At 45.8% G+C, this 14,492-nt stretch carries 16 protein-coding genes; 14 read left to right on the forward strand and 2 right to left on the reverse strand.

The features are described 5' to 3' along the window. Positions 1-150 precede the first annotated feature (150 nt). From ACE1CM_RS39270 to ACE1CM_RS39335, 14 genes are all read left to right on the forward strand, one after another. The gene (locus ACE1CM_RS39270) at positions 151-969 is read left to right on the forward strand and encodes a phytanoyl-CoA dioxygenase family protein (RefSeq protein WP_374884420.1); all 819 of its coding nucleotides are present in this window, start codon (positions 151-153) and stop codon (positions 967-969) included. Positions 970-1,020: 51 nt separating this feature from the next. Then, complete coding sequence (locus tag ACE1CM_RS39275) at positions 1,021-1,350, forward strand: hypothetical protein (protein ID WP_374884421.1); 330 nt, start codon at positions 1,021-1,023, stop codon at positions 1,348-1,350. A 37-nt stretch (positions 1,351-1,387) separates the two neighbouring features. After that, complete coding sequence (locus ACE1CM_RS39280) at positions 1,388-2,269, forward strand: phytanoyl-CoA dioxygenase family protein (RefSeq protein ID WP_374884422.1); 882 nt, start codon at positions 1,388-1,390, stop codon at positions 2,267-2,269. 18 nt (positions 2,270-2,287) lie between these two features. Next, a complete protein-coding gene (locus ACE1CM_RS39285) occupies positions 2,288-3,511 on the forward strand; it encodes a cupin domain-containing protein (RefSeq protein WP_374884423.1) in 1,224 nt (407 codons plus the stop codon). Beyond that, positions 3,508-3,870: a hypothetical protein gene (locus ACE1CM_RS39290; RefSeq protein ID WP_374884424.1), complete on the forward strand. Its 363-nt coding sequence runs from the start codon at positions 3,508-3,510 to the stop codon at positions 3,868-3,870. Before ACE1CM_RS39285 ends, ACE1CM_RS39290 begins: the two co-directional genes overlap by 4 nt. 240 nt (positions 3,871-4,110) lie before the next feature. Then, the gene (gene iscB, locus ACE1CM_RS39295) at positions 4,111-5,388 is read left to right on the forward strand and encodes an RNA-guided endonuclease IscB (RefSeq protein ID WP_374884426.1); all 1,278 of its coding nucleotides are present in this window, start codon (positions 4,111-4,113) and stop codon (positions 5,386-5,388) included. Continuing rightward, positions 5,372-7,159 carry a RiPP maturation radical SAM C-methyltransferase gene (locus ACE1CM_RS39300; RefSeq protein WP_374884428.1) on the forward strand — a complete coding sequence of 596 codons (1,788 nt, stop codon included), beginning with the start codon at positions 5,372-5,374 and terminating at the stop codon, positions 7,157-7,159. Before iscB ends, ACE1CM_RS39300 begins: the two co-directional genes overlap by 17 nt. 46 nt (positions 7,160-7,205) lie before the next feature. Continuing rightward, on the forward strand, positions 7,206-7,451 hold the full coding sequence (locus tag ACE1CM_RS39305; RefSeq protein WP_374884430.1) for a hypothetical protein: 246 nt from the start codon (positions 7,206-7,208) through the stop codon (positions 7,449-7,451). 17 nt (positions 7,452-7,468) lie between these two features. Further along, the gene (locus ACE1CM_RS39310; RefSeq protein WP_374884432.1) at positions 7,469-8,281 is read left to right on the forward strand and encodes a hypothetical protein; all 813 of its coding nucleotides are present in this window, start codon (positions 7,469-7,471) and stop codon (positions 8,279-8,281) included. 23 nt (positions 8,282-8,304) lie between these two features. Beyond that, a complete protein-coding gene (locus ACE1CM_RS39315; RefSeq protein WP_374884433.1) occupies positions 8,305-9,468 on the forward strand; it encodes a hypothetical protein in 1,164 nt (387 codons plus the stop codon). Positions 9,469-9,816: 348 nt separating this feature from the next. Continuing rightward, positions 9,817-10,122 (forward strand): hypothetical protein, encoded by a 306-nt coding sequence (locus tag ACE1CM_RS39320; RefSeq protein WP_374884434.1) that lies wholly within the window; start codon positions 9,817-9,819, stop codon positions 10,120-10,122. A gap of 70 nt (positions 10,123-10,192) precedes the next feature. Next, positions 10,193-10,507, forward strand: coding sequence for a helix-turn-helix domain-containing protein (locus ACE1CM_RS39325; protein WP_374884436.1), 315 nt, complete (start codon positions 10,193-10,195; stop codon positions 10,505-10,507). Between the two features lie 68 nt (positions 10,508-10,575). Beyond that, on the forward strand, positions 10,576-11,379 hold the full coding sequence (locus ACE1CM_RS39330; protein WP_374884437.1) for an RNA-guided endonuclease TnpB family protein: 804 nt from the start codon (positions 10,576-10,578) through the stop codon (positions 11,377-11,379). A gap of 4 nt (positions 11,380-11,383) precedes the next feature. Beyond that, positions 11,384-12,004: a phytanoyl-CoA dioxygenase family protein gene (locus ACE1CM_RS39335; protein WP_374884439.1), complete on the forward strand. Its 621-nt coding sequence runs from the start codon at positions 11,384-11,386 to the stop codon at positions 12,002-12,004. 303 nt (positions 12,005-12,307) lie between these two features. Here ACE1CM_RS39335 and ACE1CM_RS39340 read toward each other — a convergent pair whose 3' ends face one another. Together ACE1CM_RS39340 and ACE1CM_RS39345 are read right to left on the reverse strand one after the other, a co-directional pair. Then, complete coding sequence (locus tag ACE1CM_RS39340; protein WP_374884440.1) at positions 12,308-13,699, reverse strand: glycoside hydrolase 100 family protein; 1,392 nt, start codon at positions 13,697-13,699, stop codon at positions 12,308-12,310. 484 nt (positions 13,700-14,183) lie between these two features. Then, positions 14,184-14,420 (reverse strand): 2Fe-2S iron-sulfur cluster-binding protein, encoded by a 237-nt coding sequence (locus tag ACE1CM_RS39345; RefSeq protein ID WP_374884442.1) that lies wholly within the window; start codon positions 14,418-14,420, stop codon positions 14,184-14,186. Positions 14,421-14,492: the final 72 nt, after the last annotated feature.

Here is a 14,492-nt window from a genome sequence, read left to right on the forward strand (position 1 = left end):
AGGAACCATGCCTATGAGCAAACAAGTATTCAGTTAAGTTTGTTCGACTTAACTCAGTATACTGTTGCTGACATTCGGAAATCCAGCAAATACGGCAGAAAATCTGGAGAATCCGCGCAGCTTTAGCTCGCGGAGTGTCAAAGATGTTCTTTGTCGCCCGCACAGGTCGAACAGTATCGTCAAGATGGTCATCTCGTCGTACCTCAAGCCTTGGCTCCTGACGATGTCACCGCCTATCGTCCCTTTCTCGTCGAGGTAGCTAACCGAGAACTGGCAAAGCTCAATGACTGCGAACGAGCGGTAGGAACCAGTGGTTCCAGATTTGTCTACGATCTGCGACAAGTACATCAGGCTGTATGGCGTTTTATCACCTCTTTTGCCATCGCCAAAATAGCAGCCGAATTGTTGGAAGTTGATAGTGTCAGACTGCTGCATTACAACTGTTTTTTCAAGCCGCCACAGGGGTTGGGAACGCCTTGGCATCAAGATTGCTTGTACATTCCCTTAAATACCGATAAAGTAATAGCCGCCTGGATACCCTTGGTCGAACTGTCCCCAGATATGGGTCCCCTAACCTTTGCTAGCGGCTCCCATCGGGCGGGTTTCTGCGAGGAAGCCAACAACAACCAATATTCTCCGGAACGTATCGCGCAGATGCTCCAAGAACGAGGCTTGCGGTTAACGAGCGTAGGAAGTATGGCTGTTGGCGATGTTTCCTTCCACAGCAGTTTTACCCTCCATAGCGCCCCCAAGAATTTGAGCAATCAAATGCGCGAAGTCATCGCCATCAGCTACTACGCCGATGGCGCTCGCATTGGCGAACCAGAAAACTTTTATTTGTCATCTTCCCAGGCATTGCAATCGGTAAAATATCGCGAGCATTTTCTCAAAGAGTACTTCTCTGGTTTACAGCGGGGAGATTTGGCTTGCAGCCCTACTAATCCCGTCGTATATCAAAAAAACAAATAGGAAGTGTTTGGATAATATGCAAACTTTCTGTAGCTAAATGCTGAGGTAAAAATGAGAGTCAAGTGGGTAGATGATGAACCAACAATATTAGTAGATACAAGAAAACTGTGGTCAAACTGGCAGAGTTCCCAAAGAGATAATAATATTCATCGACCTGCTGTTGATGAATATAAAACAAAAATAAGAGCGGGAGAAAAAATTAACCCGATAATATTTGAAAAATTTGTGGATGAAGATGGACAAACACGGATACGTACCTCGGATGGGAGACATAGGCTAGTAGCAGTATATGAGATGCAAACAGCAGGTGAACTAGATGATTCTACAGTTGCCGTATTAAGAACTGAAATAGCAGAGCAATACAAAGAGATTTTTGACTGAAATATTACCGGATAGTAAATAAGAAAATAGGAGTGTAATGATGCTCAACATTGAAGTCAATCTGCCAGAACTGTCAAGCGAATACCCAGTTTCAACAGAGCCAATCCAAAAATTTCAAGAACAGGGTCATATTTTGTTGCGTGGCGTAGTTTCTCAAGCAGAGATTGAGGCATATCGCCCGTACATTTTAAAAGCCATTGAAGGGAATTTAGAGGAAAATCATGCGATTGAAAAGCTAGTTAAAGGCAATCAAGAGAATTGGATATATATCGACAATTTGTGGCGGCTTGATGCTGTCGCCCGTCGTTTTATTCTGGCGTCTCGCTTCGGGCAAATTGCAGCCTCACTATTGGGTGTGGATGCTGTGCGGCTGTTTCGCGATCAAACGTACTTTAAAAAACCCGGTGGTACTGATACTCCTTGGCATCAAGATGGGTACTTTATGCCTCTGGATACAGACAAAATTATTACCCTGTGGCTCCCCCTTGTAGACGTAACACCAGAAATGGCTCCCATGAGCTTTGTCACTGGGAGCCATCGCGGGGCGAAATACCTTGGCACTTCCACGCCACAGCCAGAAAAAATGCAGGAATTTGCCGAGTCAATTATCCAGCGAGGGTATGAAATAACATCCTACGGAACCTTTGCGGCGGGGGATGTCACGTTTCATTCTGGCTGGACATTGCATAGCGCGCCCAGCAACAAAAGCGATCGCAATCGCGAAGTCCTCGTCATAGTTTACTATGCCGATGGCGCGCGCATCGCCCAACCCAAAAAATTGGATTCCCAAGCTCCACTCCAAGAGCGCTTCGCCGAACAGATGCGCCAACAAACACAAAATAGCTGCTTTCCAGGGCTACAACCAGGAGACTTGGCGGTGACGCCAATGAATCCGCTGATTTACCGCAAAAACACTTGAAAATAGCATCAAACAGAAGTGACAAGCACAGACTTTGATTTTGCCAAAGCGATCGCAGAGATTCCAGTAGATACATTCTTCGATGAATATTGGGAAAAACGCCCCCTAGTTGTTTCCAGGCAAACGCCAGACTATTACACCAATCTGCTGACGATGGCAGATATTGATTTGATTATCTACAGTCTTCAGCCAGATTGGAAAACCTTGCGCCTCGTCAAGCAGGGGGGCTTTTTTGCCCAAAACTTTATGCACCCTGACGGTTCTGCTAACATTGTTCAACTTTACAATGCTTACCAGCAAGGCTACTCTATCATTCTTTTAGACCTACATAAACGTTGGATGCCATTGTCAGCATTCGCCAGGGAATTAGAATGTTTTCTAAACCATCCTGTAGGGATCAATTTATATTTGACACCCAAGAATTCCCAGGCTTTTGTACCCCATTTTGATGACCATGATGTGTTTATTCTTCAGATTGAGGGAACAAAAAACTGGCGGATTTACGAACCGATTGTCGAACTACCTAATAAGGAATTTGCCGGCGGCGAACAGTCATTACCAAAAGAGCAACTTCCGCCTGTGGTAGCCGATATTTGTTTGCAACCGGGAGACTTGTTGTATTTGCCTCGCGGTTATGGTCACAATGTTTCAACATCCAACTGCTCATCGTTGCATTTGACAGTGGGCATCTTTATTTATACCTGGAGCGATTTGCTTTCTGGAATGTTGCGATCGCTATCCAAACAAGATGTTGCCTTTCGCCGTGCATTGCCACCAGGTTTTATCCGCGACAGCGAGATCAAACAATCCCTAGAAGCACAATTTCAGGAAATACTGCAATATTTAGCAACCCAAGCCAAGCTGGAATCGGGGAGCGAAAAACTCACTGATAGTCTTCTAGAAAATATGAAAAATCCCTTGCCGGATGGATATTTCCGGCGGCTCGACCATCTCAGTAAGATCAACTTGGAGACTATTGTACAGAAAAGAAAAGGTACTATATTCCGCATAGTAACCAGCGAAAATTCGCTCACGGTTAAGTACCTCAGCACCAAGATAGAGATGTCGCAAAAATTTGCAGCAGCTTTAGATTACATTAATACCAATAGCAAATTTACCATCAAAGACTTACCGCTGCTAAATGATGATGCCAAATTAGAATTGGTGCAGCGGATGATTGGGAGCGGGATTTTAACAATCGTCGAAGAGAGAACAGTCAAAGATTCAGGAGATTGGTCATGACAGATATATGTTTGGTGTCAATGCCATACTCATCGCTCAACGGTCCTTCGATTGCTTTAGGATTGCTAAAGGGCGCACTGAAAGAAACAGAAATTAAAGCAAGCGTACTTTATCCCAATATCTGGTTTGCCCAAGAAATTGGGCTGGATACCTATATTGCTCTGTTTGAGGGCAAGAACGAGGAACTGATTGGAGAGTGGACCTTTGGTAAAGCTGCCTTCCCAGACTTTGAACCTGATGATACCATCTATCCCAGCCAACCCTTGGCAACGCGGGATATGCTGTACGAACGCCTCGATCTGGAACGGGAAAATTTGCCGGAGCAATTTCGGAAAGTACGTAAGGAACCCCATGCCTAAAGGCAGGGGCTTTCAAGACTCCCCGACCCTTCGGGCGGGCGGGTTAAGAGAGCCGAACCTTACCAGCCTCAGTCTCTCAGAGACTACGTTTTCAGGGTCACGATACCTACAAATGCGTCGCTAGTTTGTAGCTCTATCGCTGATTGTTAAACATCTGTAACGGGTTAAGGAAGTGCAGTCAGCACGACTTGCCTTGAAAACATTGGCGAAGCGAACATTACCCAGAAATGGAGACTTTCAATGTCCAACTTTGTATTTGTCCTTGACACCTACAAACGACCACTAGACCCGATTCATCCTTGCATTGCACGTCATCTTCTCAATGCCGGGAAAGCTGCCGTGTTTCGGCGCTATCCGTTCACAATCATCCTGAAAGAAGCTCGTCCCGATGTTCCCGTTCAATGCTTGGAACTTAAATTAGATCCAGGTTCCAAGGTAACTGGAATTGCAATTAAACAAGGCAACAAAATCATTTTTGGAGCCGAATTGCAACACCGAGGGCAGCAGATTAAGGATACTTTGTTGTCTCGTCGTCAATTGCGGCGTGGAAGGCGAAATCGCAAAACCCGCTATCGGAAAGCGCGATTTTTGAATCGGACTCGTCCTGAAGGTTGGCTTGCTCCTTCCTTGCAGCATCGGGTATTGACGACACTCACATGGGTACGCAAATTCATGCGACTAACACCCATTAAGAGCATTACTCAGGAGTTGGTTCGATTCGATCTGCAACAGATAGAGAACCCTGAAATCTCAGGCGTTGAATATCAGCAAGGCGAATTACAAGGGTACGAGGTGCGCGAGTACCTTTTAGCCAAGTGGGAACCCAAATGTGTTTACTGTGGTGCTAAAAACGTCCCCCTAGAGGTGGAGCATATTGAGCCACGCTCTAAAGGTGGCTCTGACCGCGTTTCTAATCTTGCTTTAGCCTGCACTCCCTGCAATCAGGCGAAGGGAAATCAGGACATTCTAGACTTTTTATCAGGCAAGCCTGACTTGCTGAATCGAATTCTCAAACAGGCGAAATCACCGCTCAAAGATGCCGCAGCGGTCAACTCAACTCGATGGGCATTGTTCAATGCACTCAAACGAACAGGATTGCCTGTCAGCACTGGCACGGGTGGACAAACCAAGTTCAACCGGACTCGATTAGAGTTACCTAAATCGCACTGGTTAGACGCTGCTTGCGTTGGCAATTTGGAATCGCTCGAAGTGTTGACGTCAAAACCGTTGCTTATTGCCGCAAAAGGGCATGGAATACGCCAGATGTGCGGCACTGATAAATACGGATTTCCAACCCGCCATCGATCGCGAGTGCAAATACACAAAGGCTTCCAGACTGGCGATATTGTTGCTGCAACAGTTACGGCAGGAAAGAAAATTGGCTCCTATGTGGGTCGGGTTCTCTGTCGCGCATCTGGCAGTTTCGACATCGCTACCAAGACTGGAAGAGTGGCGGGAATTAGCCACAAATATTGCAAATCAATTCATAAAAACGATGGGTATGCCTATGCATTCTGAATCTGGCAGTCTCACCCCCACCCTTGGGGGATTCGCCTGCCTTGGGGGACTATCCCTCCCCACGTCCTACGCTGTGGGCAAATCGTCCCCCAAACCCCCTATTTTCGGTGAAAAAGCTCCTGCCTTTGTCGATCGGGTAGCGCAAGCGATTCTGGCACAAAAGCCACGGATCGTTAGTTGTACTTCAACTTTTGGTCAACACGTGGCTTCGCTTGCCTTACTCAGGCGAATTCGAGAACTAGCACCAGAAGTAATTACCTTGATCGGGGGAGCCAATTGCGAAGGAGTTATGGGACTGGCAACTAAGCGAGCCTTTGATTGGGTGGATTTTGTCTTTTCAGGGGAAGGCGATACCTTGTTTTACGACCTCTGCCGCAAGCTACTTGACTTTGGTCGCAACGTTAGCGCTGCGGAACTACCAGAAGGTGCGATAGGAGTAGGTAATATGAATGGGAAGTCTTCCCCTCCCCGTGCTTCTGTTTGGGATATGGATCGAGTGCCCATCCCCGACTACGACGATTACTTTGAAGCTATCCAAACCTCGCAAATTAGTGCTTACATTCACCCCGGATTGCCAGTACAAACATCACGAGGTTGTTGGTGGGGGCAGGTGCATCACTGTACATTCTGCGGACTCAATGGCGCGTCAATGGCATATCGCTCGAAATCACCAGATCGCGTAGTGCAGGAGTTCGATTATCTGGCAAAAAGGTACAACGTCACTAATTTTATTGTGGTCGATAATATTCTCGATTTAAAATACATCAAAACTGTTTTACCAGAACTAGCTAAAGCTGACCAATCTTACCAGCTCTTTTTTGAAACAAAAGTTAATTTGCAGCGAGAACAAATGGCAACGTTAGCCGCCGCTGGTATTCGCCACATCCAGCCCGGTATTGAGAGTATGCACGATGAAGTGCTGAAGTTGATGGATAAAGGAACTACAGCCATCATGAATGTGCAGTTTCTCAAATGGGCTAGGGAATTGGGGATTTTCGTGGGTTGGAATTTTCTCTGGGGTTTGCCCAAAGAGCAAGATGAATGGTATGCCGAAATGGCTCAATGGCTACCACTGATTACCCATCTCCAACCCCCTGGTTTTGGTCGGATTCAGTATCACCGCTTTAGTCCTTACTTCCAACGCCCTCAAGAATTTGGATTAGACTTAGAGCCTTATTGGACTTATGCCTATGTCTATCCGCTACCCCCAGATTTGTTAACCGACCTCGCCTATTATTTTGAAGATAAAAATCGCGACTCCATGACAGCTGAACTCAAAAAACGACCCGGTTTGAGAGCAGCTAGAGCGGCAGTTGTGCGGTGGAATCAACTATGGAGTCAATTAGGATTTGGCGACTCGGAGACTAAACAGAAGGCTCCCACATTGAGCCAAACCGACGATGGTCAGCAAATCAAGATTCTAGACACCAGACCTGTAGCAGTTAAGATGTTGTACCTGTTGCAGGGACTTGAGAGTTGGATATACCGCCTTTGTGACCGGGCTCGCAGTTCTCGGAATTTGCTGGAAGCCATACGCAACGAATACCAGTCCGATATGTCTTGGGACGACATCAAACCTGCGATTGATAAACTGCGAAACGACAAACTATTGCTAGAACTCAATGGTAAATTTCTCAGCTTGGCTGTCAAACAACCAGTCGCTCCCATACCCAATACACCCGCCGAATCGCCTGGTGGTTATATCGATATTGTCCAATACCAACTTGAACGCACAGATCTGAGTGCAGCAGCAACCTGTAAAACAAACTAAACAGGGCAAACTTGTCAAAAAATCTAATTAAAAGAATGGCACATTTATGGAGAAACAAGAGTTATTAACTCGAATAGAACCAAGCCCAAAACCTAAAAATTACGAGGAATTGGCTGAATTGTGGCAATCCTTAGAACCAAAGTTTGCCGGAGAAACGAAAATACCAGAAATAGCAAGATTAGCGTTAGATAAAGCTTCAGGGGAAGCTGGCTTTACTAAGAATATTAAAATCAAAAAAACCAAGTTTAAAATAGGTGTCGTTCGAGAGAATATTGAAGAGGATAAAATCTGAGGATAAAAAGGTGAAAAATGGGTACGTGTAAACTATTAGAAATGAACTCCCGTGCCTTGGATGAGTGCGGTGATGTCATGGGCAGTATCCGCAATGGACAAATTGATGGCATCTTAATTAAGGAGTTTATATCACCAAACATCGCCCTTTCACGGGGCAAAATTTTGATGGAAAATCCATCGTTGATGCTCAGCAGTTCGTGTCCCTACGGTCGCATTTATGCACGCACCATTATCGGTATAGGCAACCAATCCGAACAGTATTTTGAGGACGCGCAGGTATTTAGAACTGAGTGCGAGCAATTTTTTGGTTCCCAAGAGAGTTTTGAGACTCAGTTGGCGCAATTACTCTCAAAAATAGCAGGCGGCAGAACAGTATCGTTGCCCGTTGGTTCCGGTGGTAATCCCTACTCTCCCGCTACCATTAGGTGGGTAGATCCGGGTGGAGCGATCGCACCTCACTGCGAAAAAGTTTATTTCAAGGCTGGAACGCTGTCATTCAAGCTGATCGATCGGATTGCAGCAGCAGACACCATATTTAGCTTCTTTATGGTAATGACGAAGCCTGAAGCTGGAGGAGAACTTGTTCTTTACGATTTCAATTGGCAGAACCAAAATGGTAATGGAGTCGGGAATAAAACTAACCCAAAATACCTAGAGTCCCACTGCAACCCTACCCCAATTTCCATTTCTGAAGGAGACCTGATAATTTTCAATGCCGGACAGATTTGGCATCAGATTTCCGAGGTTAAGGGGACAATCCCGCGCATTACTATTGGCGGATTTATCAGCTTCTCGAAAGATGACGAAACGCTTTATTACTTTAGCTGAATGCGATTACAGGAGTACGAACTTTGTCTGACAACACGCGATCGCTTGGCTTGATACAGCAACCCCAGCTTGTGAATCTTCTAGATGCAGCGCCGGAACAGTTCGATCCGGTTCTGTTCCCACCCCATTCTCTGGAATTGATCCGTTCGCTGACGGCAAAGCTACCGCTGACAAATTCCTTGTTGTTTGAACTGAGAATGTTGGAGTCGGATTCAACTCTCGACCTTTCCCTACCTTTTCCCGAAAATTTCAGTTCCCAAGCACGAGAATGGAGTTGTTTTTATCCTTGGGACGGAATTATTTCTTTGCATCGCGCTTGCCAAACAGGTGGAGAGTTGGCAGGGTCGATTGGCAGTCATGTATTCTGGTTCGAGTTCGACAGCGATCAGATGCTTCAACCTATTCCCATACCAGGGGTGTTTCTTGATGTCTCCCCGGAACTATCCCAGCCTGAAAACAAGAGTTTGCTTGCCCAGTTACTATGTCGGGCAACTTCGATACTCAGGGGCAAAAAGGTTCCTGACTCCACGCACCAAGGACTGGAAAATCTCCTCAATACACTGCCGGAAGGTGTCTGTTGCACTCATTTTGGTGTCATGCTTTCTAGGAAGGAAGGAACTGCTCCTGTATCTTCGATCAGAGTCAACTTTGGTAGATGGGAACAAGTAGGGGATATAGCTGCTTGGCTAGAAATTATGGGCTGCAATACCGTTGCGGCGGAACTTGCCAAGGTAATTGAGCAGATTCCCAATCTATTAGGTAGGGCGATCGTTACTTTAGATATCGCTGCATCCATCGGTCCGAGAATTGGTCTGGAGTGCTACCCAACTGCAATGGAAGATGCGAGTTCCAGCCAACAAGGCAGTAGATGGCTGGCTACGTTTACAGCTTGGCTGGAGGAGCGATCGCTAGCCAGCAGGCAAAAAGCGCAAGCCCTATTCGGTTGGGACAGTGACACATCTGTGCCAATACCACCGCATTCCGATGGGGGATGGCTGTCAAATTACTCTGCCTGTGAGGCAAACTTGAGCCACCTGAAGCTTGTTTTTGAACCGCTGGCAGGTTTACAAGCTAAAGCCTACCTGCTCGCTAATTTTGTCGATCAAGATGAGGCTGAATCTCAGAGTGCCCGCTTAGCCTTTGAGTCGTTTACTCAGATTTGGAAAGCTGATAGTTCAACTTTCTGAGGATGCATATCCAGGACTTACGCAAACAAACAAGGGTGATATGAAAAATCGTGGGTTTGGTAACCTGAGATCGACGAAGCAACTGGGTTTCTGGCCTTTGAAGTGCGTAAGTCCTGATATCGCTGCGGCTTACAGCAGTTTTCAGATATTTAGACCACAACGAGTGCGTTCTTCTTTGCGCCTACCCAGCACCGAACGCCTAAAGGCGAATGTATCTTTGCGTGAACCGAAAAAATGTGGTTCATTTACCTGAAAATAGCTGTAAAACCCGCTCGCCCAAGCGTATAGAATTCCTGCTTATTTCTTTGGCTTTGCTCTAAAAGCTAGTTCAATGTAAGGAAAAATGCCATGACAGATATAGCGTTAGACTTGCCCGATTTGTCAGCCGACTATCCCCTGACTTCTGAGCAGATACAACAATACCGGGAATGGGGTCACGTTCTCTTACCGAGTCTCGTTACCCAACCCGAAATTGACGTCTACCGCCCGCATATTTTAGCCGCTGTACACCAGCATCAAGACCACAATCTCTCGACCGAACAGTTAATGAACGCCAAGCGGGAGAACTGGATCTATATCGATAATTTATGGAGTCTCGACGCGATTGTCGGTCGCTTTATCAGAAAAATTGGGTTGAAAACCCCGTCCTTCTAGGACGGCTTTAATCTTGACATATCTTTTGTCACTGTGCTACTATTTTACCATAGCACGTTAAGTTTGTTAAATGTTTAAAGCGTACAAATATAGAATTTACCCGACGCCAGAGCAAAAAGTCTTACTAGCTAAGGCTTTTGGTTGTTGTCGATGGTTCTACAACTACGCTCTGGACTTAACATCTGGGACTTACAAAAAAACAGGCAAGGGATTGAGTAGAAATGAAATAATTAAACTACTGCCATCTTTGAAGCAAGACTATGAGTGGCTCGCAGAAACTCCCTCTCAATGTTTGCAGCAAGTAGCTCTAGATTTGTCGAGCGCGTTTTTGAATTTCTTTGAGAAACGGGCTAAATACCCAAGTTTCAAAAAGAAACAGGCATAGGCAATCTATTCGATTCCCCCAGCACTGTAAACTCACTGGTAATGTCTTAAGATTACCCAAGATCAAAGATGTATATTGCCAAGTTTCAAGGGTTGCCAGAGGGAAGTTTAAAGTCAGTTACAGTGTCTTTAAATCCATCGGGTGAATACTACGCATCTTGCCTTTTTGATGATGGTCAAGAATTACCTGACCCAACAAGTGAAGGTAAAGCTATTGGTGTTGACTTAGGATTAAATCATTTTGCTATTACGTCCGATGGCAGTAAATACGGCAATCCCAAGTATTATCGCCAATACGAAAACAGACTAGCTCAGCAACAAAAAAGGTTAGCTAAAAAACAAAAAGGCTCTCGAAATCGTGACAAACAGAGGAGAAAAGTTGCTAAGGTTCACCAAAAAATAACTAGATGCAGAGAAGATTTTCTCCACAAGCTAAGTCGTAAATTAGTTGACGAGAACCAAGTCATAGTGGTGGAAAATCTCGCGGTAAAAAACATGGTAAAGAACCACAAGTTAGCTAAATCAATTAGCGATGTGGGATGGGGACAGTTTTGTACCATGCTTAAATATAAGGCAGAATGGTCAGGAAAAATCTATATTGAGGTAGATAGATTTTTCCCCTCTTCCAAAACCTGCAATAATTGTCTGCATCAAGTTACAGAAATGCCGTTAGATATTCGGAAGTGGAGATGTCCTAAATGCAGTAGCAAGCACGATAGGGACATTAACGCTGCTTTGAATATTAGAGATGAAGGTTTACGAATTTTGGCGGTAGGGCATACCGTGTCAGCTTGTCGAGAACGAGTAAGACCAAGTAGAGGCACTGCTTTTACAAGGCATTGTTCTGTGAAGCAAGAATCACCGCACTTCTAGGGCGGTGAGTGTCAACCTCGCCACTCGCTTCGCTAAAATCGCAGCCGACTTGCTTGGTGTAGATGCCGTCCGGCTGTATCGCAACCAGGTGATTTTCAAGAAACCTGGAGCCGTTAGAACGCCCTGGCATCAAGATGCCCACTTTTTTCCGATTGATGCTAAAAAAACGGTTACCCTGTGGCTGCACCTGGTTGACGTAACTCCCAAGATGGCCATGATGATCTTCGCCAACGGCACCCATCGTGAGGAACGTTCTTTAGGAAATACGTCGCGCGACGAGGAGGAAATGCGCCAATTTGGCGAGTCCCTATTCGAGCAAGGGTATCCGCTGACCACTTGCAGAATGTATGCAGCTGGAGACGCCGAGTTTATTGACGGTTGGTTGCTGCACTGCACAACCGATAACTTTGGCTCACGCACGCGGGAATCGTTAGTGGCAGTTTACTACCCCGATGGTACTCGCCTCGCACCGCCGAGAGAGTTGGCGGCTGACGCGCCCATCTCAGAACAGTTTGCTGAAAATGCCCGCCGACAAACGCGAATAACCTGCTTTCCGGGCTTGCAACCGGGTGACTTAGCCGTTACGCCGATGAATCCATTAGTTTACCGTCGCCAGCGTCCTTAAAAAGGACGGGACTTACCCACGACGAGAAAAGAAACCCGGTTTCTTCCTGGCTCTCTGGTTTCAAAACCAACGATTTTTCCGAGAAACCGGGTTTTTTTGCGTAACTCCTCAAGGAAAAGGAAAACAAACTATGGCTGGGTACCAATCGTATTACAACGATGATCGAAGAGCGATCTCTCTTTTGTTGCCTCCTCCCTATCGCTGTTTGGTCAACCAAAACCTTGCGCCCGCTTTCGCTGCCAGCGCGGCAGCGAGGCATATCGCGTCTATTAAACTTCTGCTTGACAAATCGCAAAACTTATGCTATTTGGCAGGAAGTTCTTGAGGATATTCGTCGAAGCAAACTAATTTTAAGTGTTCGGGGTTTTCCATTAGCTCTAAAGCTAATAAATAACCGGCGATTGTCCAAGTTTGATAGCGACGCGCTTGTTTCCCCACCAATCGGGCTGTTTTACCATCGTAGTATTCAGGCCATTCGTCTTTGCTCAAGCGTTTTTCAGCCAGTTTAATCGCTTTGTGAGCGAGTTCCGGTTTGCCCATTTTTTGAGTTGCGGCGGCGATCATCCACAGTAAAACCGGCCAACTGCCACCGTTATGATAAGACCAAGGTCTGTTTTTCGGATCGCAGCCGGTGAGGGTTTTCCATTCGATGTCTTCCAACGCTGGGAAACACAGCTTCATCGGCATATCTCCCACCAAATGATGCCAACGGGCTTCAATTAGTCTCAAAATTCCGTGGGACTGCTTTTCATCCGACAAAGAAGAAATAATTGCCATCAAATTGCCTTGAGAAAAGAAGCGACAATCGATCTGAGATGGCCCTATATTACCAGCTAAATAACCGCCGTCTTCGGGTAACCACTCGGTCAACCGTTGAAAGGGAATTGAATCGGAATAGATATTAAACTGATTGAGCGCTTCCTCGCCATATTCCTCGACCTTGTAGCGGTAGATCGCATTCAAACGCTGAGGATCTAGCCAATAATTCTCGCGAATATGACGAATTAAAGGATTGAGTCGGCTGCGGAGGGCGCGGATTAGGTATTCGTTTTCTTTATTTGGGATCAATAGTTCCCCACCGGCGCGCAAGGCAGCATAAAACAGGGATTGAATATCTAAAGGATGTCCGTATAAACCCATGCGACGGTCAATCATACTCGCGCCATCGGGGACTAGCAGCGTGGGGTACATATCAAACCGCGCCACTAGACACAAGTCCATAATTAACCGAATTCCTTCTTGAAAATCTTCGCGGAAGGCTAGTTCGGTATCGTTGGTTGCCTTGACATATGCCCGCAACAAAATCATCCACCAAAGGCAGGAATCTACGGGGGCTACGCGAGCGATCGCATGTTCGCCAAAATCTGCTTTTAGACGTTCTTGCCCTTGTCTAACGTCTACTTTAAAGCTGGCTGGCATCAAACCCCGACCCGGTTTTGAACAATCAAATTGCCGTTCTTTGGGTTGTAATTTTAACGTCTCTTCTAAAAAATTACGGACAATTTCTGATTTTCCTTTAATTAGAAATACCAGCGCCGAAGAAACAAAGTCGCGAATAAAACACTGGTCGTAATTCAGTGCTATTAAATCCGGTTCGCGGGCGGCTACCGTTCCCACCGGACGCCCTTGATAGTAAATAATCGAGTTTTCCAGGGCTTGCCATGCTTCTTGGGCTAGAGACTGTTCTGTTCTCACTATTTTCCTCCTTTAGTAATAGGAACTGTTGACTTAAATGCAGATGAATGTATTATTCAACTACCAAAAGGGAGATATCGACCAATAAAAAAATTATCGGTTTGGTTATAGAGATTAATCTTTTTTCTGGCGATATTTCCCCGGAGGTATTGTTTAGGCATAACGGGTTTGCCGTGCTTGCTTTTATTAAAAACAAGCACAGAGGAAAAACCATTGGTTATGGGATTTCTGGAATGCTTGCGATCGCAGCAAGCACGGGGTTAAGGGCGTGGGGTCACGAGTTACGAGTCGCGGATTGTTGGTTATCCGTCATAGGTGGCAATAAGCTTGCCTTTGAGCGATGCCGATGACAATTTACCGCTTTCCCCTTGATATATTCCCGCTTAACCGATTGCCACTCCCTATAATATATAGCCCACGAAAGTACAAATTGTATCACGAGGCAAGCATAATTTTGTTTTTTGAGCGGTCAGTATCAAACTGATTACCAAGTTGGATCGATGAAGAGATTAACTGTCAACTGTTCCCTTCTGGGTGGAACTGCCGTAATACAAGCACGGATAGCCGTTCCATCTTCTAGTTCCACAAGGCAGGCGTGACACGAACCCATCAGACAACCAGTGGGAATGCAAACCCCAGCACGAAAAGCTACATCCAGTAGCGGCTCTCCGACTTCTGCCTCAACCGTCACATCATCCGGTAAAAAGCGAATTTTAGGCATTTTTACTTAATCTATTGGTAATTGGTAATTGGTAATGGGTAATTGGTAATTGGTCAAACTCAAACTGCCCTG

Source organism: Microseira sp. BLCC-F43 (assembly GCF_041929235.1).
GTDB lineage: Bacteria > Cyanobacteriota > Cyanobacteriia > Cyanobacteriales > Aerosakkonemataceae > Microseira.

Excerpts from the sequence above, each read along its gene's own strand:
- ACE1CM_RS39310 (WP_374884432.1), top strand. The coding sequence starts at position 7,469 with ATGGGTACGTGTAAACTATTAGAAATGAACTCCCGTGCCTTGGATGAG.
- ACE1CM_RS39345 (WP_374884442.1), bottom strand. The coding sequence starts at position 14,420 with ATGCCTAAAATTCGCTTTTTACCGGATGATGTGACGGTTGAGGCAGAA.
- iscB (WP_374884426.1), top strand. The coding sequence starts at position 4,111 with ATGTCCAACTTTGTATTTGTCCTTGACACCTACAAACGACCACTAGAC.
- ACE1CM_RS39305 (WP_374884430.1), top strand. The coding sequence starts at position 7,206 with ATGGAGAAACAAGAGTTATTAACTCGAATAGAACCAAGCCCAAAACCT.
- ACE1CM_RS39330 (WP_374884437.1), top strand. The coding sequence starts at position 10,576 with ATGTATATTGCCAAGTTTCAAGGGTTGCCAGAGGGAAGTTTAAAGTCA.
- ACE1CM_RS39320 (WP_374884434.1), top strand. The coding sequence starts at position 9,817 with ATGACAGATATAGCGTTAGACTTGCCCGATTTGTCAGCCGACTATCCC.
- ACE1CM_RS39275 (WP_374884421.1), top strand. The coding sequence starts at position 1,021 with ATGAGAGTCAAGTGGGTAGATGATGAACCAACAATATTAGTAGATACA.
- ACE1CM_RS39300 (WP_374884428.1), top strand. The coding sequence starts at position 5,372 with ATGCCTATGCATTCTGAATCTGGCAGTCTCACCCCCACCCTTGGGGGA.
- ACE1CM_RS39290 (WP_374884424.1), top strand. The coding sequence starts at position 3,508 with ATGACAGATATATGTTTGGTGTCAATGCCATACTCATCGCTCAACGGT.
- ACE1CM_RS39280 (WP_374884422.1), top strand. The coding sequence starts at position 1,388 with ATGATGCTCAACATTGAAGTCAATCTGCCAGAACTGTCAAGCGAATAC.
- ACE1CM_RS39325 (WP_374884436.1), top strand. The coding sequence starts at position 10,193 with ATGTTTAAAGCGTACAAATATAGAATTTACCCGACGCCAGAGCAAAAA.